The sequence below is a fragment of the Pseudomonas sp. DF11 genome (genome assembly GCF_058148565.1).
The window spans coordinates 308,828-329,447 of sequence record NZ_JBYVYN010000007.1 but is presented as its reverse complement, the minus strand read 5'-3'; the positions used below and the strand labels follow the sequence as shown (position 1 = coordinate 329,447).

At 59.7% G+C, this 20,620-nt stretch carries 17 protein-coding genes, 1 tRNA gene and 1 pseudogene; 11 read left to right on the top strand and 8 right to left on the bottom strand.

Annotated features, from left to right (window positions below; translation table 11 throughout):
- Window positions 1–8: 8 nt before the first annotated feature.
- Window positions 9–2,066 (bottom strand): methyl-accepting chemotaxis protein, encoded by a 2,058-nt coding sequence (locus AC30D9_RS21570; protein WP_490144807.1) that lies wholly within the window; start codon window positions 2,064–2,066, stop codon window positions 9–11.
- A 331-nt stretch (window positions 2,067–2,397) separates the two neighbouring features.
- On the opposite strand from AC30D9_RS21570, the gene AC30D9_RS21565 reads away from it, so the two are divergent.
- From AC30D9_RS21565 to AC30D9_RS21515, 11 genes and pseudogenes are all read left to right on the top strand, one after another.
- Window positions 2,398–3,615 carry an MFS transporter gene (locus AC30D9_RS21565; protein ID WP_490144806.1) on the top strand — a complete coding sequence of 406 codons (1,218 nt, stop codon included), beginning with the start codon at window positions 2,398–2,400 and terminating at the stop codon, window positions 3,613–3,615.
- A gap of 79 nt (window positions 3,616–3,694) precedes the next feature.
- Window positions 3,695–4,756 (top strand): ankyrin repeat domain-containing protein, encoded by a 1,062-nt coding sequence (locus AC30D9_RS21560; protein ID WP_490144805.1) that lies wholly within the window; start codon window positions 3,695–3,697, stop codon window positions 4,754–4,756.
- Between the two features lie 532 nt (window positions 4,757–5,288).
- A pseudogene (locus tag AC30D9_RS21555) lies at window positions 5,289–6,551 on the top strand (cache domain-containing protein); the annotation flags it as partial.
- A complete protein-coding gene (locus AC30D9_RS21550) occupies window positions 6,546–7,451 on the top strand; it encodes a methyl-accepting chemotaxis protein (protein ID WP_371925610.1) in 906 nt (301 codons plus the stop codon). The pseudogene AC30D9_RS21555 and the gene AC30D9_RS21550, both read left to right, overlap by 6 nt.
- 219 nt (window positions 7,452–7,670) lie before the next feature.
- Window positions 7,671–7,880 (top strand): hypothetical protein, encoded by a 210-nt coding sequence (locus AC30D9_RS21545; protein ID WP_490144804.1) that lies wholly within the window; start codon window positions 7,671–7,673, stop codon window positions 7,878–7,880.
- 220 nt (window positions 7,881–8,100) lie between these two features.
- Complete coding sequence (locus AC30D9_RS21540; RefSeq protein WP_490144803.1) at window positions 8,101–9,561, top strand: ATPase domain-containing protein; 1,461 nt, start codon at window positions 8,101–8,103, stop codon at window positions 9,559–9,561.
- Between the two features lie 9 nt (window positions 9,562–9,570).
- Entirely contained in the window at window positions 9,571–10,608 is a 1,038-nt protein-coding gene (locus AC30D9_RS21535) for a sensor histidine kinase (RefSeq protein WP_490144802.1), read from the top strand.
- A gap of 94 nt (window positions 10,609–10,702) precedes the next feature.
- Entirely contained in the window at window positions 10,703–11,899 is a 1,197-nt protein-coding gene (gene fabV, locus AC30D9_RS21530; RefSeq protein WP_490144801.1) for an enoyl-ACP reductase FabV, read from the top strand.
- 145 nt (window positions 11,900–12,044) lie between these two features.
- Complete coding sequence (locus tag AC30D9_RS21525) at window positions 12,045–12,488, top strand: DUF3592 domain-containing protein (RefSeq protein WP_307574638.1); 444 nt, start codon at window positions 12,045–12,047, stop codon at window positions 12,486–12,488.
- A gap of 4 nt (window positions 12,489–12,492) precedes the next feature.
- Window positions 12,493–13,080 carry a hypothetical protein gene (locus AC30D9_RS21520; protein ID WP_109754916.1) on the top strand — a complete coding sequence of 196 codons (588 nt, stop codon included), beginning with the start codon at window positions 12,493–12,495 and terminating at the stop codon, window positions 13,078–13,080.
- Between the two features lie 218 nt (window positions 13,081–13,298).
- On the top strand, window positions 13,299–15,362 hold the full coding sequence (locus tag AC30D9_RS21515) for a calcium-binding protein (RefSeq protein ID WP_490144800.1): 2,064 nt from the start codon (window positions 13,299–13,301) through the stop codon (window positions 15,360–15,362).
- 62 nt (window positions 15,363–15,424) lie between these two features.
- Here the strand turns inward: AC30D9_RS21515 and ychF are convergent, their stop codons facing one another.
- From ychF to lolB, 7 genes are all read right to left on the bottom strand, one after another.
- The gene (ychF, locus tag AC30D9_RS21510; RefSeq protein WP_490144799.1) at window positions 15,425–16,525 is read right to left on the bottom strand and encodes a redox-regulated ATPase YchF; all 1,101 of its coding nucleotides are present in this window, start codon (window positions 16,523–16,525) and stop codon (window positions 15,425–15,427) included.
- 22 nt (window positions 16,526–16,547) lie between these two features.
- Entirely contained in the window at window positions 16,548–17,132 is a 585-nt protein-coding gene (gene pth, locus AC30D9_RS21505) for an aminoacyl-tRNA hydrolase (RefSeq protein ID WP_003185374.1), read from the bottom strand.
- 166 nt (window positions 17,133–17,298) lie between these two features.
- Window positions 17,299–17,901 carry a 50S ribosomal protein L25/general stress protein Ctc gene (locus tag AC30D9_RS21500; protein WP_092329337.1) on the bottom strand — a complete coding sequence of 201 codons (603 nt, stop codon included), beginning with the start codon at window positions 17,899–17,901 and terminating at the stop codon, window positions 17,299–17,301.
- Between the two features lie 143 nt (window positions 17,902–18,044).
- The gene (locus AC30D9_RS21495; RefSeq protein ID WP_003171603.1) at window positions 18,045–18,986 is read right to left on the bottom strand and encodes a ribose-phosphate pyrophosphokinase; all 942 of its coding nucleotides are present in this window, start codon (window positions 18,984–18,986) and stop codon (window positions 18,045–18,047) included.
- A 47-nt stretch (window positions 18,987–19,033) separates the two neighbouring features.
- Window positions 19,034–19,108, bottom strand: a tRNA-Gln gene (locus tag AC30D9_RS21490).
- A 37-nt stretch (window positions 19,109–19,145) separates the two neighbouring features.
- On the bottom strand, window positions 19,146–19,997 hold the full coding sequence (gene ispE / locus AC30D9_RS21485) for a 4-(cytidine 5'-diphospho)-2-C-methyl-D-erythritol kinase (protein WP_307574632.1): 852 nt from the start codon (window positions 19,995–19,997) through the stop codon (window positions 19,146–19,148).
- 1 nt (window position 19,998) lies between these two features.
- Window positions 19,999–20,616 carry a lipoprotein insertase outer membrane protein LolB gene (lolB, locus tag AC30D9_RS21480; protein WP_109754911.1) on the bottom strand — a complete coding sequence of 206 codons (618 nt, stop codon included), beginning with the start codon at window positions 20,614–20,616 and terminating at the stop codon, window positions 19,999–20,001.
- Window positions 20,617–20,620: the final 4 nt, after the last annotated feature.

Sequence of the window (20,620 nt, the reverse complement as noted above, 5' to 3'; positions counted from 1 at the left end):
AATACCTGTCAACCGAGTTGAAATCTCCCTGTATTGGCACTCAAGGCCTGGCTTCCCTTGCTCAGGGTATCCGCCGCCAGGTTCACGGCCCGTGCGCCATCGAGCAAGCGCATCGCCGCCTGGTCGACCTGCTGGATATTGCCACTGACCTCGTCGGCGGTGCTGGCTTGTTCATCCACGGCGGTGGCGATTTGCGCCAGGGTGTCGGTGACGCTTTGCACCGCGCTGGCAATTTCTCCCAGGCGTTCGCCAAGACCGGTGACGGCTTGGGCGTCGGACTGGGCCTGGCCGCAGGCGGCTTCCATCAGGCTGACGGCTTCGTTGACCGTGGCGCGCAGGCTGTCGACGGTGGCGGCAATCTGTTGCGTGGAGGATTGGGTGCGTTGTGACAGGCTGCGCACCTCGTCGGCCACTACCGCGAAACCACGGCCCTGTTCTCCGGCGCGAGCCGCTTCGATGGCGGCATTGAGAGCCAGCAGATTGGTCTGCTCGGCCACGCCACGAATGGTATCGACCACCAGTTGAATCTGTTGCCCCTGTTCACTGACCCGCCCCAGTGCGGCGGCGGTGTCGTTGAGTCGCTGGTTGAGCTGCTGGATGCTCGCCGTGGTGCGTTGGCTGTCGACGCTGCTGTCGGTGGCAATGCGGCGGGTTTGCTGGGCGCTGTCGGATGCCTGTTCACAACTCTTCGCCACGCCCTGGGAGGTGGCGGCCAGTTGCGTCGCGGCGGCAGCGATCTGGCTGATCTGCATCTGTTGGGCTTCGACTTCTCCCAAGGCGCCGCTGGAGTGTGTATTGAGAGTGCGCACGGCGTCGCTCAACTGCAACGTTTCGTGGTCCACACCCAGCAGGCTGGTGCGCAACTGCACCACGGCAACGTTGAGGGCGGTGCTGATGGCCGCCAGTTCATCACGCCCTTGCACCGGTACTTGCAAGCTGAGATTGCCATCGCGCAGGGCTTCGGCCAGCAGGGTGATACCGCTGGCGCTGCGTCGGATCGACGCTTGCAGGCAAACAAAAAGGTACAGCGCGGCCAGCAGCAGGCAGCCCAGCACCGTCGCTACGAGGGTGAATTGGCGAATCGCCGAACCGTGGTAGTGCTCCAGTCGTGTATCCAGTGCCACCAGCGACTGTTGGCGCAGGGTCGCCAGGTCGGTGAGGAGGGCGTCCAGGTGTTTTTCGAAGTCCTCGGGCTTGAGGTTGATGGAGCCGCCGAACACGCCGTCATCCAGCACTTTCAGGCCGGCATCCAAGTGCTTGAGGCTGCCCTGGTACTGTCCGGCCCAGGTTTGCAATTCGCTGGGCAGATGGGTTTCCAGGAGTGCTCCGGTCTTGACCAGTTGGTCCCGGGCGTCGCCGATACGGCTGCGCAGGTCCCGCAGTTGCAGGCGACTCTGCAGCGTGAATTGGCCTGACACCACGGAGGCCTGGCCGACGCTGGCCAGGCGGCCGACCCGTTCGATCAGGTCGGGCGTCTGCTGAGTGGAAATCTGGGTCAGCAGATAGGTTTCCAACCAGGAGGCGAGGGTCAGGCGGTTGTCCATGACCATCTGTTCGCGCAAGGCTTGCAGGGCGCTGAGGGCTGCGGTGAAGCGGTCGTAGCCGTCGGGCCACCAACCCACGCTGCCGAGGCTTTTCGAATCCAGACCGTTGAGGCTGGTTTGCAGGGTTTGATAGCGGGCGAGGGTATCGGCTTCAGCCCCTTCGGCTTGCAGGGTAGTGGCCAGGTCACTGGCGGCCTGGTTGAGGGCCGGTTGAACGGCATCGAATGCAGCCATGGCGGCCAGTGTCGCCGGGGTTGGTTGTCGATTGGTTTCGGTGGCACGCCAGCGGGCGGCGCGGTTGCGCTGGGCAGTGAGCAGATTGTCGAGGTTATCCAGGGCCAGCAATTGGCGCACCCCGGTGCGTTCCCCGGAAATCAGGCTGAGTTTGTCGCGATAGTCCTGGCCGATGAGCCACAGGCTGCCCATGAGCGGCAGGATAAAAAGCAGGAACAGTAATTGGAATTTGCGGGCGAAGCCGAAATGCCCCAACAACCTGATTCCGGGTGATAAAAAAGCCTGCATGCCCATACTCCCCTGAACACCCTTGCACTGTTTTTGTGCGTTTCTACACAAGTGCCAAAACGGGTGCCCTTTTAAAAGGCCTCGAAAGTTTGTCCAAATCGGCTTGGTAGGCCTGCTCTGTAGCGAAACTTCCCATTCTCGGTCCCCTTTGTAAGGGGCCGCGTTGTAGCTGATTAACAAGGCAAGATTCAGACCATGGCGTTGGGCTATCACCTTGGATTTCGACAATTTTTCAAGGTCGATAGCTAGCTAAGGGGATAGCCTTGCTGCACCGAAAAATGGCACATTGACCTACCTGCCCGTGTGCGCCCTCTGTCGTATGGAAACTCCCATGGCTATCAGCAATACCCCGGCTGTCACCCCACCCGTTACCGCCTCGGCGCAAAGCAGTCCGTTGGTCATGCGGATCATCGGCGCCGTGGCGCTGGCGCACCTGATCAACGACTTGATCCAGGCGGTGCTGCCCTCGATTTATCCAATGCTCAAGGACAGCTATGGCCTGACGTTCACCCAGGTTGGCTTGATCACCTTGACGTTCCAGTTGACCGCTTCTTTGTTGCAGCCTTGGGTCGGTTATCACACTGACCGCCACCCCAAGCCCTGGCTGCTGCCGGCCGGGACGGTGTGCACGCTGGTCGGCATTGTGATGATGTCCATGGTCGGCAGTTTTGCCTTGATCCTGTTGGCGGCGGCATTGATCGGCATCGGCTCGTCGACCTTCCACCCGGAAGCGTCGCGGGTGGCGCGATTGGCCTCGGGCGGCCGCTTCGGGCTGGCACAATCGACGTTCCAGGTGGGCGGTAACGCCGGCTCGGCCTTTGGCCCGCTGCTGGCGGCGGCGATCATCATTCCCTACGGGCAAGGCAATGTGGCCTGGTTCGGGTTGTTCGCACTGTTTGCGCTGTTCGTGCTGTACCGCATCAGCCGCTGGTACGCCGACCACCTGAACTTGTTCAAGCTCAAGCAAGGCCAGGCGGCCACCCATGGTTTATCCAAAAGGCGGGTCTTGAGTGCGCTGGTGGTGCTGGGGCTGCTGGTGTTTTCCAAGTACTTCTACATGGCCAGCTTCACCAGCTACTTCACGTTCTATCTGATCGAGAAGTTCGACTTGTCGGTGGCCTCTTCGCAGTTGCACCTGTTCCTGTTTCTCGGAGCAGTGGCGGCGGGGACTTTCTTCGGCGGGCCGATTGGCGATCGGATCGGGCGCAAGGCGGTGATCTGGTTCTCGATCCTCGGCGTGGCACCGTTCACCTTGATCCTGCCTCACGTCGACCTGCTGTGGACCAGCATCCTCAGCGTGGTCATTGGCTTCATCCTGGCCTCGGCGTTCTCGGCCATCGTTGTGTATGCCCAGGAGCTGGTGCCGGGCAATGTCGGGATGATCGCCGGCGTGTTTTTCGGGCTGATGTTCGGTTTCGGCGGGATTGGCGCTGCGCTGCTGGGGCACTTGGCAGACATCCGGGGTATCGAGTACGTGTATTGGCTGTGTTCGTTCCTGCCATTGTTCGGGGTGTTGGCGATTTTCCTGCCGAGAACCAAAAAAGCCTGATCTACATTCAGATGGCCGTGACCCATGAATATTTGAGCTTATGCTGAAAAATCTTTTGATCAGAACGGTGACCGCCGCCATGGGTAAGCGTAAACGCAAGACATTGCCGAAGGACTTCGGTCAGTTGCTGGAGCAGGCCTCGTTTGCCGAGCTGGTCGCCGTGTTCGATGAATGCGAGCTTGAAGCCACCGGCGGTTACAGCAAGAGCACCGCGCTGGGCTTCTACAACTGTCCCGATGAACTGGCCCGCTGGCTGGTGGAGCAGGGCGCCGACATCAATGCCCGTGACACTTACCAACGAACACCCCTGCACCATCGCAGTTCGAGTTGGATCGGCGGTGTCGACCTGCTACTGGATCTGGGCGCCGATATCGAGGCGCAGGATTACCAGGGCTACACGCCGCTGCATGCCGCGGCCAACAGTCACAAAGCCGAGGCCATCGCTGCCCTGATCCGCCGCGGCGCCAGCGTCGATGCCAGGAGTCGGCAGGGACAGGGTGTGCTGCATATTGCCCTGGCGACTACCCGCAATGCCGATATCGAGGCCACCGCGAAAATCGCCCAGACTCTGCTGGCGGCAGGGTTGCAACCCGATGACGGCATGCTCGCCGAGGTGCAGCGCATCGGCCGTGAATTCGAGTTTCATCGGGCCTCTTTCAACCCGGACTATCTCGAGGCAACGGACGCTGCCCTGGCCAGTCTTTATCGTCTTTTCGACGTCACTCCCGTTGCCTCCCGCAAGGTTCACGACGGTCAGGCCGCTATCGTCGTCACGGCCAACGGCTGGCCTGACCAGCATCAGCAACTGTGGGAGCTGCTGGTGCCATCCTCTGGTGCCGCAGCGACGATGCAAGGTGAGGTGATCCGCATCAGTGGCCGTATCTCCCGAGAGATTCACCACAACGGCTCGGCCAACTGGGACGCGGATTTCAAAGCGATGTTGGCGGCTCTGGTTGACCACGTGGGCAGCGCCGTGTCCTTGCCGGCGGCCGAACTCGCTGAAACACGGGCGCTGGCAGTTGCTCTGCGCAATGGCAACGATGACGCCGAGCACACTGATCGTCTTTGTGAATTGGCTGTGCGCTGGGTCATCGCCAACCCGCAGCCGGTGCCATTGGCGATGCCCTCCTATAGTCGATAACGCGACGGGGTGCCCAGCCCTTTTCAGGATCAAATGGCCCGGCGTGACGCCTCAGATATTCCCGGTAAGGCACGGTGTTCACGTCGCTTGTGGACACTTTCATCCGGATGATGGGGCCCGGCGAATTACGCCTAAAGCACTATTTTGTATAAGTCCTAAGTTCGATTTTGTACAAATCTCGACCGTGTTAATTTGCTGTTGTGGTTATTGGTCTGAATGGATTCTGCGGCATTATTCAAGGGTGACCCTGTGGTTACCGGACAAGCAGGTTTCGCATTCTTTCCAGCTATCGCCCTTACTGTCCTGGACATAAGGCCTTCGGTTCCTGACTTGAATACCTCTTCTGCTTTTTTGCCCCCAACCTGCCACGTTTCAAATACTTATAAAGCAGCTGTATCGCCGTGCCCTTTCCAGGCGATTGCCTCGTAGGCCGCGTAAACAGCCGTGATCGATGCTTATTCGCCGCGTCGTGCATGAGTTAGAGACCGTCGTCTTTAACGCTGGCAATAAATAGAATCAGGCAGGGGATGATATGAAGTTCAAATCATTGCAGGCACGCATTTGTGTCACGGCAGGCATCTGCCTGTTTGTTTCATCGGTCAGTCTGATTGTCTACGGGCTCTTTACCGCACGGGCCAACGAGCAATATGTGGCCACCGAAGTCTCGGCGCTGGTGGAAAAATCCACCATCCGGGAAATTCAGAACCTGGCCGAATCCCGGGCCAATGCCATTCAGGCCAAGTTGCAAAATGCCCTGGATGCGGCCCGCACCATGGCCAATGCCTTTGCCGCCAGCAAGGCCACGCCAAGCCCCCTGGCATTGGGCCGGGAACAGATCAATACGGTGCTGCTCGGCGTCCTCAAGGACAACCCCGATTTCAATGGCACCTATTCCTGCTGGGAACCGGATGCGCTGGACGGACAGGATCTGGCATCGCGCAACACCCAGGATGGCAGTAATCCACAGACGGGGCGCTTCACGCCTTACTGGACACGCAGCGCCGGTGGTCATGTCGCGGTGCAACCGTTGGTCGAGTATGACTCGCCGGATCGTCACCCCAATGGTGTGCCTAAAGGCGGCTGGTACAGCGGCCCGCGCGACACCCTGAAGGAAAGCGTATTGGACCCCATTCCTTACGTGGTCCAGGGCAAAAACGTATGGCTGACCACCTTGTCGGTTCCGATCGTCGCCAATGGCAAGTTCTACGGTGTGGTCGGGGCGGACTACGATATCGCCTTTATCCAGAAACTCAGCGAGCAGATGTCCGCCGAGCTCTACGGTGGCAAGGGCACGGTGTCGATCCTGAGTAACCAGGGGCTGGTAGTCGCGGACAGCCAGCGCACTGATCTGATTGGTCAGTCCATCAAGGCCTTGCTGCCTGAGTCCTGGGAAAAAGTGCTGAGTGATATCCAGGGCGGTCGTAGTGACGGCTTGCTCAACCCTCAAACCCAGAACATCGAAGTGCTGATGCCCATTACGCTCGGTCGTACTGGCAAGCCCTGGGCGGTATTGATTCGTCTGCCCAAGGCCGTGGTCATGAGCCAGGCCATTGCCTTGGAGCAGGAGTTGCAGGCACGCAGTATCAGCAACAGCATCTGGCAAGTCTCGGTGGGCTTGGGTATTTCGCTGCTGGCCCTGGCCGCCCTGTGGTTTGCCGCCGCGAAGATCGTCGGGCCGATTCGCGAGGCCGCGGCCTTGGCCGGCAACATCAGCCTGGGGGATTTCTCCCGTCGCTTGGTGCAGAAATCCGAGGATGAAGTCGGGCAGTTGTCTGCGGCCCTTAACGACATGTCTGAAAGCCTGCAACGGCAAGTGCGGGTGGCCGAGCGCATTTCCGAGGGAGACCTGGACCTGGAGGTCCGCTTGTCTTCGCCCCACGATACCCTGGGCAAGTCACTGGAGAAGATGGTCAGCAACCTCAACCAACTGATTTCCGAGGTTCAAATCAGCGCCACCCAGATTACCGGCAGTTCGGCGCAGGTCACCGACCTGAGCCAGTCACTGTCCGATGGCGCCTCCAATTCCGCCTCGTCCATCACCGAAATCAGTGCGGTGATGACGCAAATGGCGGCGCAGACCCGGGACAACGCCGCCAACGCCAAGAAGGCCGATGAGCAATCCCAGGCGTCGCGAGCCGATGCGGGGGAGAGCGACAAATTGATGAGCGAGCTGATTGCCGCGATGGCCGAGATCGACAATTCGGGCAAGGACATCACCGCGATCATCACCACCATCGATAACATTGCCGCACAAACCAATTTGCTGGCGCTGAACGCGGCCATCGAAGCGGCCCGGGCCGGTGAGCTTGGGCGCGGTTTTGCCGTGGTGGCCGATGAAGTGCGCAGCTTGGCCGCCCGCAGCGCCGAGGCCGCCCAGCAGACGGCCGCGCTGATCGCTGACTCCTCGAGCAAGACGCAACGGGGCATGATCATCGCCGGCCGGACCGCCGAATCGCTGAAGAACATCGTCAATGGAACCAGCGCGGTTTCCAACCTGGTTTCGTTGATCTATCAAGCCTCCAGCGAGCAGGCTTCGGGCTTGCAGCAGGCCAGCATCGGCTTGGAGCAGATCGATGAAGTGACACAGAAAAACCAGTCCAACTCACAAGAGTGCGCGGTGGCGGCCAAGGACCTTTCGGAACGGGCATCGCTGATGCAGCGTGTACTGGGGCGCTTCAAGGTCAAAAGGAGTTAGTTTTTTCCAACCCGCTCCAGGCGCCAGCCTGGGGCGTGATGATGCTAAATCCCCTGTATCAGCGAGTGATACCGGGGATTTTTCAGTTTAGGTAAGTGGTCTGGCTGGGTTTATCCGCTGACTGCGGATGATCGCAATTGCATTGCTTTGCCCAGCGCAAGCTCGATAACGCCCTTGAGGGTGTACTATCGATACTTGCCCATCGGATATCAGTTAGCTATGTCCACGCTAAGCGAAGAGAGCCGTCAGATCGTAGCTTCTCTGACGCACCGCGTCGGCCCCAACGCTGACATTGCCAAGACCGCCGACGCGATCATTTCGATTTTGCAGGATATCGAGGCGGCCCTTACGCCCGTCATCGGCCAGCAAGGGGTTGCCGCGCTTTACGCCGCAGCCTGCATCTGTGTGGGGCTGCCCATCCGCGCCTGACCAGTACCTGCGACAAGGTACAGCCCGGCCAGGTCCTGACGGCCCTTAAATCCGTACTCGTTGAGCAAAGCGAAGCCGATGCGCTATTTTTCGGTGAAATGTTGCTGACTATTTTCTACGAGTTGCTGACCACGTTGATCGGGCCTTCGCTCACCGCACGTTTGCTTCGTGGCGTGTGGGAACCTTCCTTGAGCGACACCCCTTCGCAGGAAAATTCGCCATGAGCACCAAAGTGACTATCAACCGCTTGGCCACCGGCGTGCCAGGGCTGGACGAGGTCTTGGGCGGAGGATTGCCGGAGTTTTCCTTCAATCTGATCGCCGGCCCGCCCGGTTGCGGCAAGACCACCCTCGCGCACCAGATGATGTTTGCCCTGGCGACCCCCGAGCGTCCCGCGCTGTTTTTTACCGTGCTGGGCGAGCCGCCGCTGAAGATGCTGCGTTATCAGCAGCAGTTCGATTTCTTCGACAGCGACGCGATCAATCAGTCGATCCGCTACGTCAACCTGGCTGACGACACCCTGGCCGGGGATCTGGACGAAGTGCTGCGACGCATTGTCAGCGAGGTGGAGGCTCACTCCCCGGCGCTGGTGTTCGTTGACTCGTTCCGTTCGGTGGTGCTGGCCAGTCAGACCCAGGACAACCCGAATAACAACCTGCCGCAGTTCGTCCAGCAACTGGGCATGTTGATGACCACCTGGCAGGCCACGACTTTCCTGATCGGCGAATACTTTACCGAAACCGATACCAACCCGATTTTCACCGTGGCCGATGGGCTGATCTGGCTGCGCCAGAGCGTCCAGCGCAACTCCATGGTGCGCAAGATGGAAATCATGAAGATGCGCGGCCAGCCGACGCTGCCGGGTCTGCACACCTTCCGTATCGCTTCGTCGGGGATCAAGGTATTTTCCCCCGCACCCTTCAACTCGGGCGAATCGCCACTGGCATTTCCCATCAAGCGCCTGGCCATGGGCGTACCGCAGCTCGATGAAATGCTCGGCGGTGGCCTGCCACGCGGGTATTCCTTGTTAGTGGCGGGGCCGTCCGGTTCGGGCAAGAGCATCCTGGCGGCGTCCTTTCTCGCCGAAGGCGTGCGCAACGGTGAAACCGGCGTGATTGCGGTGTTTGAACAGCGTCCCAATCATTCCCAGAACCCCACGCTCGCCAACCTGATTCAATCTGGAAAAATCGGTCTGGTGGATAGCCGCGCGCCGGATCTGTCCATCGATGAAATCGTGCACTTGCTGCTCAGCGAGATCGCCCGCCTGAAAGCGACCCGGGTGGTCATCGATTCGCTGTCGGGCTTCGAACTGGCGCTGGCGCCGACCTTCCGCGAAGACTTTCGCGAGTCGTTGTCGCGCATGGTCACGGCGCTGACCAGCGCCGGCGTCACGGTGTTGCTGACTTCGGAGTTGGAGGATCGCTACACCGACCTGCGTTTCAGTCCTTACGGCACGGCGTTTCTCACCGACGCCATCATCGTTCAACGCTACATTGAAGTGCAGAGCCGTTTATTGCGCATCATGGCCGTGGTCAAGGTCCGCGCCAGCGCTCACTCTGATGAGTTACGCCTTTATCGCATCGACGACAACGGTTTACAGATCGGCGAAATGTTGCCGGATCGGGAGGGGTTGCTCGGCGGTCGGCCTACCCTGCAACGTTCCGGCCATGGCACGGGATGAGTCACGGCCATGGATAAGGGCAATGGCAAGAGTGAGCAAGCGAAGGCCACGGTCGCTCGCGAGTTGTTCTTGCTTGGCCAGAAAACCGTCGAGGCGCGGGCGGTGTTGGCGGCGTTGCAGAAGGAGCTGAGCGACGCCAACACCCAACTCGCCGATAAGCAACAGATCGAGCAGTTGATCGAGGCCAACCAGCAGTTGGTCCTGGCGATCCTGTCGGCCCAGTCCGAGGCGGAGAAGCCAAAAAACACACCGGCGGCAGAGCAACAACAGCTGTATCTGGATATGCGCGAAGCCAATGAACTATTGGTTATCGCCGCCCTCAGCGCGCAACACCTGAAGGCTTCGGCCGAACGCGCGCTGGAGCGCCAGCGTAGCGTCCTCGCCCTGGTGGCCCATGAACTGCGCAATCCGCTGGCCCCCATCAGCATGATTGCCGACCGGCTGTCGCGGGTGCCCAGTGAGGAACTGCCGCGCATGCAGAAGTTGATCGAAGGCCAGGTGCGGCACATATCTCGATTGATCGAAGACTTGCTCGACGTCTCTCGGGTCAAGACCGGTAAGTTTCGCCTCGATTGCCAGGTTGTCGATATCGTCCAGATCATTCGTGAGTCCGTCGACAATTGCCGGCCGGTCATGCTCGCGCGGGACTTGCATTTGAGGACCGAATTACCCGAGTGTGCCTTGTCGATGAACGGCGACCCGGTGCGGCTGGCTCAGATTCTCGGCAACTTGCTGGGCAATGCCGCCAAGTACACACCCGCTGGCGGCACCGTCAGGCTTTCGGCTACCGTCGAGACCGGCCTGTTGGAAATCAGCATCCGCGATAGCGGTATCGGGATCTCGGCCCAGGCGCTGCCGTTCATTTTCGAGCCATTCGTGCAGGACGTTCACGCCGTCGGTTTCAACGGTGCAGGCTTGGGCATTGGTTTGACGGTGGTGCGCGAGCTGGTCGAAAGCCATGGCGGCACAGTGATTGGCAAGAGCGGGGGAGATGGCCAGGGGAGCGAGTTCATCGTGAGGTTGCCATTGGTGAGTCAAGCCACGTAAGGCTACATTCACCGTGACGCTTCCACTTTCCAGGCGTCTACGACTTTAATGGCCAGTGTTGGCGCTCTACATCCTGGAAGAGGCAGATCCTTTTATGATCATCAAACCGCGCGTACGTGGCTTTGTCTGTGTGACGACCCACCCCACTGGCTGTGAAGCCAACGTCAAGAGTCAGATCGACTACGTGACCGCCCAAGGCCCCATCACCGATGGGCCAAAGAACGTACTCGTGATCGGTGCATCGACCGGCTACGGGCTGGCTGCGCGGATAACCGCCGCTTTTGGTTGTGGCGCCAAGACCCTGGGGGTGTTTTTCGAGCGTGAAGGTGATCCAGGCAAGCTTGGCACCGCTGGTTGGTACAACACTGCGGCCTTTCACTCGTTCGCCGAATCAGAGGGGCTCTACGCCAAGAGCATCAACGGCGATGCGTTTTCCGATGAAATCAAACAACAGACCATCGACGTCATCAAGCGCGACTTGGGCAAGATCGACCTCGTTGTCTACAGCCTGGCCGCGCCACGCCGCACGCACCCCAAGACCGGTGTGGTATTGAGTTCTACCCTCAAGCCGCTCGACAAGGCCGTGACCTTGAAGGGTGTGGATACGGATAAAGAAGTGGTCAAGGACACGACCCTGGAACCGGCGACCCAGAGCGAAATCGATGGCACGGTGGCCGTGATGGGCGGCGAAGACTGGCAGATGTGGATCGATGCCCTGCACGACGCGGGTGTCCTGGCCGACGGGGCGAAAACGACCGCGTTCACCTACCTGGGCGAAAAGCTGACGCATGACATCTACTGGAATGGTTCCATTGGCGCGGCCAAGAAGGACCTGGATCAGAAAGTCCTTGGTATTCGTGAGCGATTGGCTGACCTGGGGGGCGATGCGCGGGTCTCGGTATTGAAAGCCGTGGTGACTCAGGCCAGTTCTGCGATCCCGATCATGCCGCTGTACCTGTCATTGCTGTTTAAAGTCATGAAGGCGCAGGGCACGCACGAGGGGTGTATCGAGCAGGTTCATGCGCTCTACAAAGACAGCCTGTACGGCCATTCTCCCGTGATGGACGAGGAAGGGCGCCTGCGCGTGGACTACAAGGAACTGGCTCCCGAAGTCCAGGATCGCGTCAAGCAACTCTGGGATCAGGTCAGCACCGATAACCTTTACGAACTGACGGATTTTGTCGGTTACAAGGCGGAGTTCCTGCGTCTCTTCGGTTTCGGCATCGAAGGGGTGGACTACGAGGCTGACGTCGATCCGGACGTGAAGATTGCCAATCTGGTCCAGGCATAGGCCATAAGTCTGGAGGCTGCCTCGACGCTTCATGCAAGAGGCAGCTGCTTCTCCTGGCCCTGAATAATTTTGTTGGGGGTGCGGGATAGCGAGACTTCTTTGTTATCCTGACGGCCTCTTTCATGGATGAACGCCGAGATAAACCATGGCTAACGACACCCCGTCACGCATCGGGACAACTCTGCTGGGCCTGCTTTTTGCCCTGATTGGCATTGGCTTGTTGGGCATTGCCGTCAATCTCACAATCGATCGACGCGACTTTCTCGCCCGGGCACAGACTGCCGATGGCATTGTCAGCCACTTGAATGCCGGTGGTTCGCATCCTGAGATCGCTTTCACCACCGCCAGCGGCGAAAAAATTTCCTACCCCCAAGGCGGCTTTATCTTCGGTTACCAGAAGGACCAGCCGGTGCGGGTGCATTACTTGCCCGAGCAGCCGGCGGGCAGCGCCATCGTCGATGCCCCGGCCGCCCTGTGGGGCACTTCTGGGGTACTGGGATTCATCGGCCTGGTGTTCACTTTTGTCGGCCTGCTGAAAGCCATCCGGCCGCGCGGCCGCGGTGCGGTTCATTCACATAAAGGACTTTGAACGTATGAGCTACAACATCCCACTCCCGGTCAATGAAAGTCGTTGGCAGTACCAGACCGCCAGCGGTGGTGGCCTGACTGTGGTCATGGTGGCGGGCAGTGGCGGCTCGATTATCCTGCGCTCGCCCCAAGGCGAAGACATCAGCTATCGCTATGGCGGGGTCGGCGTGGGTGCCGGGTTTGGCGCGAGGCTGCCGCGCTTCGGCAAGATCAATATCCAGATCAAGGGCAAGGGCGTGAGTGCGGCCGGTGCGGCTGAGGCGTTTCCCAGCACCGGCAAGGTCTTCGTCAGCGACGCCCTGGTCAGTCGCGACCTGACCAGTGACGACATCACCGGCCCTTGCATGTATACCGAAGTGGGCGTGGGCCTGGGGATTGGCGGCTCGGCCACGGCTCTGCTGTTCGGGCTCGATCCCAAGCTGCTGGCATTGTCGATGGCGTTGAACGCCAACCCGGCGACCGCGCTCATCGCGTCCACCACGGTCAACCGGCAGTTGGCGAAGTCGGCCAAGGGCGCGTTGGTCATGGCAGGCATTAATGCGGGTTTGCAGGCCGGTGGTGGCGGGGCGATCTATATAGGCTATCTGTTCTAGGCCGTAGCGACTCTCAAGTACCTCCATCACCACACCCATGAAAAAGCCGCGAACCAACGCGGCTTTTTTGCTATGCGCACCTTTCTCAGCCCTCCAGCGAGGCCAGACGGCTAAAAAAAGCCACCGGTCGGACGCTGCTCCTGTCAGCGATGGGGTCGCGTGCAAATCCTTCCTGCTCCACTAGAGTGACGGATCCAATGCCCTTAAAGGATTAACCCATGGCAACCACCGACAACACGACGGTCAGTACTCATACCGTGAGAACTGGCCCGGGCACAGTCCAGGTCGACCTCACCGGCCAGTTCGATGATAACCAGAGCATCGTTATCCAGCCGGACGGCAAGATCCTGGTCGGTGGCTATACGGAGTACCTGGCATGGGGTTACCCCGGAGCGCCAGGCGAGGAAAGCTACGGCTACGAACAGAACCATAGCGTTATCCGCCTGAACGCAGATGGCAGTCTGGACACCAGTTTCCATGACGGCGGCGTCGATATCGTACCCGCCGCGATAGCCCCGGCGTCGCGCTACGAGCTGACGGCGGTGCAATCTGATGGCAAGGTGCTGATCGCCACAGCGCTGAATACCGGCGTTCAGGTGGAGCGCTTCAACAGCGACGGGACACGCGATGCCACTTTTGGTCAAAACGGCGCTATCACGGTCGACATCAGTCATGACTTCAAGGACATCGACCTGACGGCCAATACGGATGGCACGTTCCAGATCAGCGCCCGCGGATTTGACCAGGCCACGGTGAGCAGGCTTGGCAATGACGGCACTTTCGTCGATGGCTTTGGCGACCATGGCGTGCTGACCGTCAACATTCCTGAAGACGAATACTACAACGGCGGAATCTCTACTGCGGTACAGGCCGATGGCGGCGTCGTGGTCGGGGCTGCGTACAATGCTGCCGGCTCGGGTGAGCCGACGTACGCCTTGCAGCGCTTCAATCCCGAGGGGCAGCTGGATACCCATTTCGGCGACGACGGTGTTCTCTACTTGAGTGCTGCCATGGGGTTTGGCGAAGACTCAGTGGTCACCGTGCAGGCTGACGGCAAAATCATCGTCATGGGCCATGGCGAAGGCTCCACCTCGGCTACTGTGGCGCGGTTTAACACTGACGGCTCCTTTGACACCGGCTTTGGCTCCAATGGCAAGGTGACCTTCGAGGCCGACACGCCTGTGGCTGTGACGGTACAGGCCGATGGCAAGATCCTGGCGACCGGCACGAGCGGTGGGGATTTCAGCATCATCCGCTGGAACGCGGATGGCAGTGTGGATACAAGCTTCGGCAGCCAGGACGGCAAGCTCCATGTGGACGGATACGTCGGTGAAGAAATCTTGCAGGGTACCGATGCCGCCGAAATTATCCGTGGCCTGGCGGGGGATGATGTGCTTCAAGGCAACGGCGGGCGCGACCTCCTGCAAGGTGGCGCTGGCGCTGACATCTTCCGCTTCACCGAACTGAGCGACAGTTTCCGCACTGCGGCGCAAAACCACAGCGACCGGGTCCAGGACTTCGACGCCTCTCGGGACCGCATCGACTTGATTGCCCTGGGCTTCACCGGCATCGGCGACGGCCATGACGGCACCTTGGCCGTCCAGGCCAGCGCAGACGGCACGCTCACCTACCTCAAGAGCTACGACGCCGATGCCGCCGGGCAACGGTTTGAACTGGCCTTGGACGGCAACCTGGTGGGGCAATTGAACAGCACCAACCTGGTGTTCACCGCGCCCACTGTTGAAGGTGCGTCTACCGCAGATACGATCAATGGTTCTGCCTTGTCGGAAATCATCTATGGCCTGGGCGGCAATGACCGTATCGACGGCGGCGCTGGCGCGGATGTAATTATCGGCGGCGCGGGTGCCGACCGTCTCAACGGCGGAGACAGGGCCGACATCTCGTTGTGGACCGATAACCGGGAAAACGCCGACGTGTTCCGCTACATCTCTACCGAAGACAGCTATCGTACTGCCAGCCAGAGCTTTACCGACCTTATCGAAGGCTTCACGGTCGACGACAAGATCGATGTGGCGACGCTAGGCTATACCGGCTTCGGAGACGGTACGGGCACTACGCTGAAGATGGTGTACAACCAGGAGCTGGACCGCACCTATCTGACGGATCTGGAGGCAGACGCCCAAGGCCACCGGTTCCAGATCGCGCTGGCCGGGGACTGGCGGGAAAACCTAGACGAAGATGACATGATCTTTACTCCCGATGCCGGGATAGGGCTGATCGGGGTGGCAGCAGAGGTCGATCAAGGGCATCTATTGACGTGACGTCTGCTTGAGAAGGTCGCGTGGCAGTGAGTCGCTGCCACGCGATAGGCTCAGGAAAGCCGTCAGACGTTGAAACGGAAGTGCATCACGTCGCCATCCTTGACGATGTATTCCTTGCCTTCCAGGCGCCATTTACCGGCTTCCTTGGCACCAGCTTCGCCCTTGTACTGGATGAAGTCGTCATAGGCGATGACTTCGGCGCGGATGAAGCCTTTTTCGAAGTCGGTGTGGATCACGGCCGCGGCTTGTGGCGCGGTGGCACCGACGCGAACGGTCCAGGCGCGGACTTCTTTTACGCCTGCGGTGAAGTACGTCTGCAGGTTGAGCATTTCATAGCCGGCGCGGATCACGCGGTTCAGGCCAGGTTCTTCCAGGCCCAGGGCCTCCAGGAACATGTCCTTCTCTTCGCCGTCTTCAAGCTCGGCGATTTCCGCTTCGATCTTGTTGCAGACCGGAACGACCATGGCGCCTTCTTCTTCGGCAACGGCCTTGACCACATCCAGGTGCGGGTTGTTCTCGAAGCCGTCTTCAGCGACGTTGGCGATGTACATGACCGGTTTGGTGGTCAGCAGGTGGAAGCCGCGAATGATCTGCTTCTCATCGGCGCCCATGTTCTTGATCAGGCTGCGGGCCGGCTTGCCCAAGGTGAAGTGGGCGATCAACTGCTCGAGCAGGGCTTTCTGGGCGACGGCTTCTTTGTCGCCACCCTTGGCGTTGCGAGCGACTTTCTGCAGTTGCTTCTCGCAGCTGTCGAGGTCGGCGAAGATCAGTTCCAGGTCGATGATCTCGATATCGCGTTTCGGGTCGACGCTGTTGGAGACGTGAATCACGTTCTCGTCTTCGAAGCAGCGGACCACGTGGGCGATGGCGTCGGTTTCGCGGATGTTGGCCAGGAACTTGTTGCCCAGGCCTTCGCCCTTGGAGGCCCCGGCCACCAGGCCGGCGATGTCGACGAACTCCATGGTGGTCGGCAGTACGCGCTCCGGGATCACGATGGCCGCCAGGGCCTCCAGGCGCGGGTCGGGCATCGGCACGATGCCGGTGTTCGGCTCGATGGTGCAGAAGGGGAAGTTCTCGGCCGCGATACCGGATTTGGTCAGGGCGTTGAACAGGGTGGACTTGCCGACGTTAGGCAGGCCGACGATGCCGCAATTGAATCCCATGGTGTTTCCCCTCGGATAAGTGTCAGGCCTTCTGGCTGTGCAGGTTTTTCATCGCGCGGTTCCATTCACCGGCGAGGATATCCGGCAGCACGCCGAGGGCAAAGTCGATGCTGGCATCGAGTTTTTCCTGTTCGGCGCGAGGCGCACGACCCAGGACAAAGTTTGAAACCATACTGGCCACGCCCGGGTGGCCGATGCCGAGCCGCAGGCGGTGAAAGGTATTCTGATTACCCAATTGCGCGATGATGTCGCGCAACCCGTTGTGCCCGCCATGGCCGCCGCCTTGCTTGAGCTTGGCAACGCCCGGAGGCAGGTCGAGTTCGTCGTGGGCCACCAGGATTTCTTCAGGCTTGATGCGGAAGAAACCGGCCAATGCCGCCACGGCCTGGCCGCTGCGGTTCATGTAGGTGGTAGGGATCAACAGACGAACATCCTGACCCTGATGCGAGAAGCGCCCGGTCAGGCCGAAATATTTGCGATCGGCCGCCAGGCTGACGCCTTGTGCGTGCGCGATGCGCTCAACAAAAAGGGCCCCTGCGTTATGCCGGGTCTGTTCGTATTCAGCGCCTGGATTTCCCAGGCCAACGATCAGTTTAATGGCAGTCACGATAGGGGCCCTTCCTGGAGTGTGGATAACGATGTCGCAATCAGGCGGTGTTGCGGCAGTGGACGAAAATGGAGGATTTACCGTTAAGTAAACTTCGCGTTCTCGCCCGCTGTCTCGCTACGTTCCAGTCCGCGATGTTTCCGATCACTCCGGCGACAGAGTGAAATTACTCTGCAGCGCCTTCTTCAGTGGCTTCTGGAGCAACACGTGGAGCGTGGACGTTGGCAACAGCCTTGTCATCGCCGTGTGCCAGGGCAACAAATTCAACGCCCTTAGGAGCCTTGAGGTCGGACAGGTGAATGATCGTGCCGACTTCGGCGTCAGCCAGGTCGACTTCGATGAATTCAGGCAGGTCTTTCGGCAGGCAGGTCACTTCGATTTCCGAAACAACGTGCGAAACTTCGCCGCCTTTCTTGATCGGAGCAGCTTCACCAACGAAGTGCACAGGCACGATAGCGGTCAGTTTCTGGCCGGCTACTACGCGTACGAAGTCAGCGTGCATCACGTGGCCTTTGGCCGGGTGACGCTGCAGGGCCTTGATCACGACGTTTTGCTTGGTGCCACCAACGTTCAGCTCGATGATGTGGCTGTAGGCCGCTTCGTTTTCGAGCAGTTTGGCAACTTCTTTGGCCAGCATGCTGATGGACTCAGGGGCTTTGTCGCCACCGTAGACTACAGCTGGGACCAGGCTTGCGAGACGACGCAGGCGGCGGCTCGCACCTTTCCCCAGGTCGGAACGCACTTCAGCATTCAGAGTAAAATCGTTCATGTTGTATCTCCAAAGTAACCACATTCACCCCAGCGCTTGCGACCAGCGCTAAAGGCGATATGGGCAAAAAAGCCCCGCCCCGGCAGTGAATGTCGGGGCGGGGCGCTTTTCGTCAACGAGATGTCGCGGCGAGGGCAGGGCCCTTAGCGGAACATCGCGCTGATCGATTCTTCATTGCTGATGCGGCGAACCGCTTCGGCAACCACCGGTGCGATATCCAGTTGACGGATACGCGCACAGGCTTGTGCTGCTGCGGACAACGGGATGGTGTTGGTCACCACCAGTTCGTCCAGCACGGAATTTTCAATGTTTTCGATCGCTCGACCCGACAGCACAGGGTGTGTGCAGTAGGCAAAGACCTTGGCAGCGCCATGCTCTTTCAGGGCCTTGGCCGCGTGGCACAGGGTGCCGGCGGTATCGACCATGTCGTCGACCAGAATACAGGTACGCCCTTCGACGTCGCCGATGATGTGCATCACTTCGGAGTGATTGGCTTTCTCACGGCGTTTGTCGATGATACCCAGATCCACGCCCAGGGATTTGGCAACGGCCCGTGCACGCACGACGCCACCAATGTCCGGGGACACGATCATGAGGTTCTCGAAGCGCTGATCTTCAATATCATCCACCAGGACCGGGGAGCCGTAGATGTTATCCACGGGAATATCGAAGAAGCCCTGAATCTGGTCAGCATGCAAGTCAACCGTGAGGACACGGTCGATGCCGACTACGGTAAGCATGTCAGCCACGACTTTCGCGCTGATTGCCACACGTGCGGAACGCGGACGGCGATCCTGACGGGCATAACCAAAGTAAGGAATAACAGCAGTGATACGAGTAGCCGAGGAACGGCGGAAGGCATCAGCCATCACGACGAGTTCCATCAGGTTATCGTTGGTCGGAGCGCAAGTCGGCTGAATAATGAAGACGTCTTTACCGCGAACGTTTTCATTGATCTCGGCAGTGATTTCGCCGTCGGAGAACTTACCGACAGAAATGTCACCGAGAGGGATATGCAGCTGACGTACTACACGCCGAGCCAGATCGGGGTTGGCGTTCCCCGTAAAGACCATCATCTTGGACACGCGCAGTACCTGAAGGCTGAGGGTATACCTGGATGAGTATAGGAAAATGGCAGGGGCGGCTGGATTCGAACCAACGCATGGCAGGATCAAAACCTGCTGCCTTACCGCTTGGCGACGCCCCTGTATCTGTTGCTGCGAGTGCCCAGCACTCGATTCCTTTTAGAGCAGGCTTTGCAGCTTGCGATGCAACATCGAAACGTTGCTTCCTTTTGCTACAAACCCCGTAAGGGTCTCTGTCAGAAGGGCCGAGACTTTATCAGCTTCAGCTTTGCTTGGGAAGCCCCCAAACACACAACTTCCAGTTCCGGTGAGTTTTGCTTCGGTAAAATTACCTAACAAATTCAATGCGTTACGAACATCTGGATAACGCCTTGCTACCACCGGTAAGCAGTCATTTCGACTGTTTCCCTTGGGAACGGGGCGCACTTTAATGGGAGGAGAGTTACGTGTCAACAGCGGATCTGAAAAAATTTCTGCTGTACTTACAGAGACTTGCGGCACCAGTACCAAGTACCAGGGTTCTTCGGGTTCCACCGGGGTGAGTTTCTCCCCTACGCCTTCGGCGAAAGCGGCGTGGCCACGCACGAAAACCGGCACGTCGGCGCCCAGTGTCAGACCCAGCGCCGCCAGGCGATCCGCGTCCCAGCCCAACTGCCAGAGGTGGTTCAGCCCCAGTAAAGTCGTCGCCGCATTCGAGCTGCCACCACCGATACCGCCGCCCATGGGCAGGATTTTTTCGATCCAGATATCGATGCCCAGCGAACAACCGGACTGTTCCTGGAGTTTTTTCGCCGCCTTGACGATCAGGTTGCTGTCGTGGGGGACGCCTTCGAATTCGGTGTGCAGGCGAATCACGCCGTCGTCGCGCACGGCAAAGGTGATTTCGTCGCCGTAGTCCAGGAACTGAAAAATCGTCTGCAGCTCGTGATAGCCGTCCGGACGACGGCCGAGGATGTGCAGCATCAGGTTGAGCTTGGCCGGGGAGGGCAGGGTCAGGCGTGCAACGCTCATGTCATTGCCCCAGCTTGCGCGGCTGCCATTGCTTGATTACCAGCGTGACGTCGAGGTTGCTGCCATGCAGCTTGATGCGTTCGGGCAGCCAGTAGCCGTTCTGCTGGGCATAGCTCAAGTATTCGATTTGCCAGTCATCCTGGTCCAGGTTGGACAGGCGGCTGTCGGCGTCGAGGGTCAGGCGGCTCTTGCTGTCCGGTGCCGGTAGCCCGCGAACCCACCAGGTCAGGTGGGAAACCGGCAGTTTCCAGCCCAATTGTTCTTCCAGCAACGCTTCGGGGGTGGGCGCCTCGTAGCGTCCCTGGTTGGCGACTTCCAGCGAGACCTGGCCCGGCCGGCCGGTCAGACGGGCCGCGCCGCGACCCAGCGGGCCCGACAGGCGAATGTCGTAATAGTCCTGGCGTTGCAACCAGAACAACGTGCCGCTACCCGAGTCCTTTGGCGCGCGAATGCCGATCTTGCCGTCGATCTGCCAGCCGTCGAGGCCGCTCAGTTGTTGCTTGTGCTCGCGCCACTGGGCCTGGTTGCCCTGGCCCTGGACGGATTCACGGGCGCCGAAGCCCGCGCAACCGGCGAGCAGGGCGATAAAGCTGAACACGATGAAATGGCGCAAAAACATGATT

Coding starts and splice junctions, on each gene's coding strand:
- AC30D9_RS21545 (WP_490144804.1), top strand. CDS start 7,671: ATGTCCACGCTAAGCGAAGAGAGCCGTCAGATCGTAGCTTCTCTGACG.
- AC30D9_RS21535 (WP_490144802.1), top strand. CDS start 9,571: ATGGATAAGGGCAATGGCAAGAGTGAGCAAGCGAAGGCCACGGTCGCT.
- fabV (WP_490144801.1), top strand. CDS start 10,703: ATGATCATCAAACCGCGCGTACGTGGCTTTGTCTGTGTGACGACCCAC.
- ispE (WP_307574632.1), bottom strand. CDS start 19,997: ATGAGCGTTGCACGCCTGACCCTGCCCTCCCCGGCCAAGCTCAACCTG.
- AC30D9_RS21500 (WP_092329337.1), bottom strand. CDS start 17,901: ATGAACGATTTTACTCTGAATGCTGAAGTGCGTTCCGACCTGGGGAAA.
- AC30D9_RS21525 (WP_307574638.1), top strand. CDS start 12,045: ATGGCTAACGACACCCCGTCACGCATCGGGACAACTCTGCTGGGCCTG.
- AC30D9_RS21570 (WP_490144807.1), bottom strand. CDS start 2,066: ATGCAGGCTTTTTTATCACCCGGAATCAGGTTGTTGGGGCATTTCGGC.
- AC30D9_RS21540 (WP_490144803.1), top strand. CDS start 8,101: ATGAGCACCAAAGTGACTATCAACCGCTTGGCCACCGGCGTGCCAGGG.
- AC30D9_RS21560 (WP_490144805.1), top strand. CDS start 3,695: ATGGGTAAGCGTAAACGCAAGACATTGCCGAAGGACTTCGGTCAGTTG.
- AC30D9_RS21520 (WP_109754916.1), top strand. CDS start 12,493: ATGAGCTACAACATCCCACTCCCGGTCAATGAAAGTCGTTGGCAGTAC.
- lolB (WP_109754911.1), bottom strand. CDS start 20,616: ATGTTTTTGCGCCATTTCATCGTGTTCAGCTTTATCGCCCTGCTCGCC.
- AC30D9_RS21550 (WP_371925610.1), top strand. CDS start 6,546: ATGTCTGAAAGCCTGCAACGGCAAGTGCGGGTGGCCGAGCGCATTTCC.
- AC30D9_RS21515 (WP_490144800.1), top strand. CDS start 13,299: ATGGCAACCACCGACAACACGACGGTCAGTACTCATACCGTGAGAACT.
- ychF (WP_490144799.1), bottom strand. CDS start 16,525: ATGGGATTCAATTGCGGCATCGTCGGCCTGCCTAACGTCGGCAAGTCC.
- AC30D9_RS21565 (WP_490144806.1), top strand. CDS start 2,398: ATGGCTATCAGCAATACCCCGGCTGTCACCCCACCCGTTACCGCCTCG.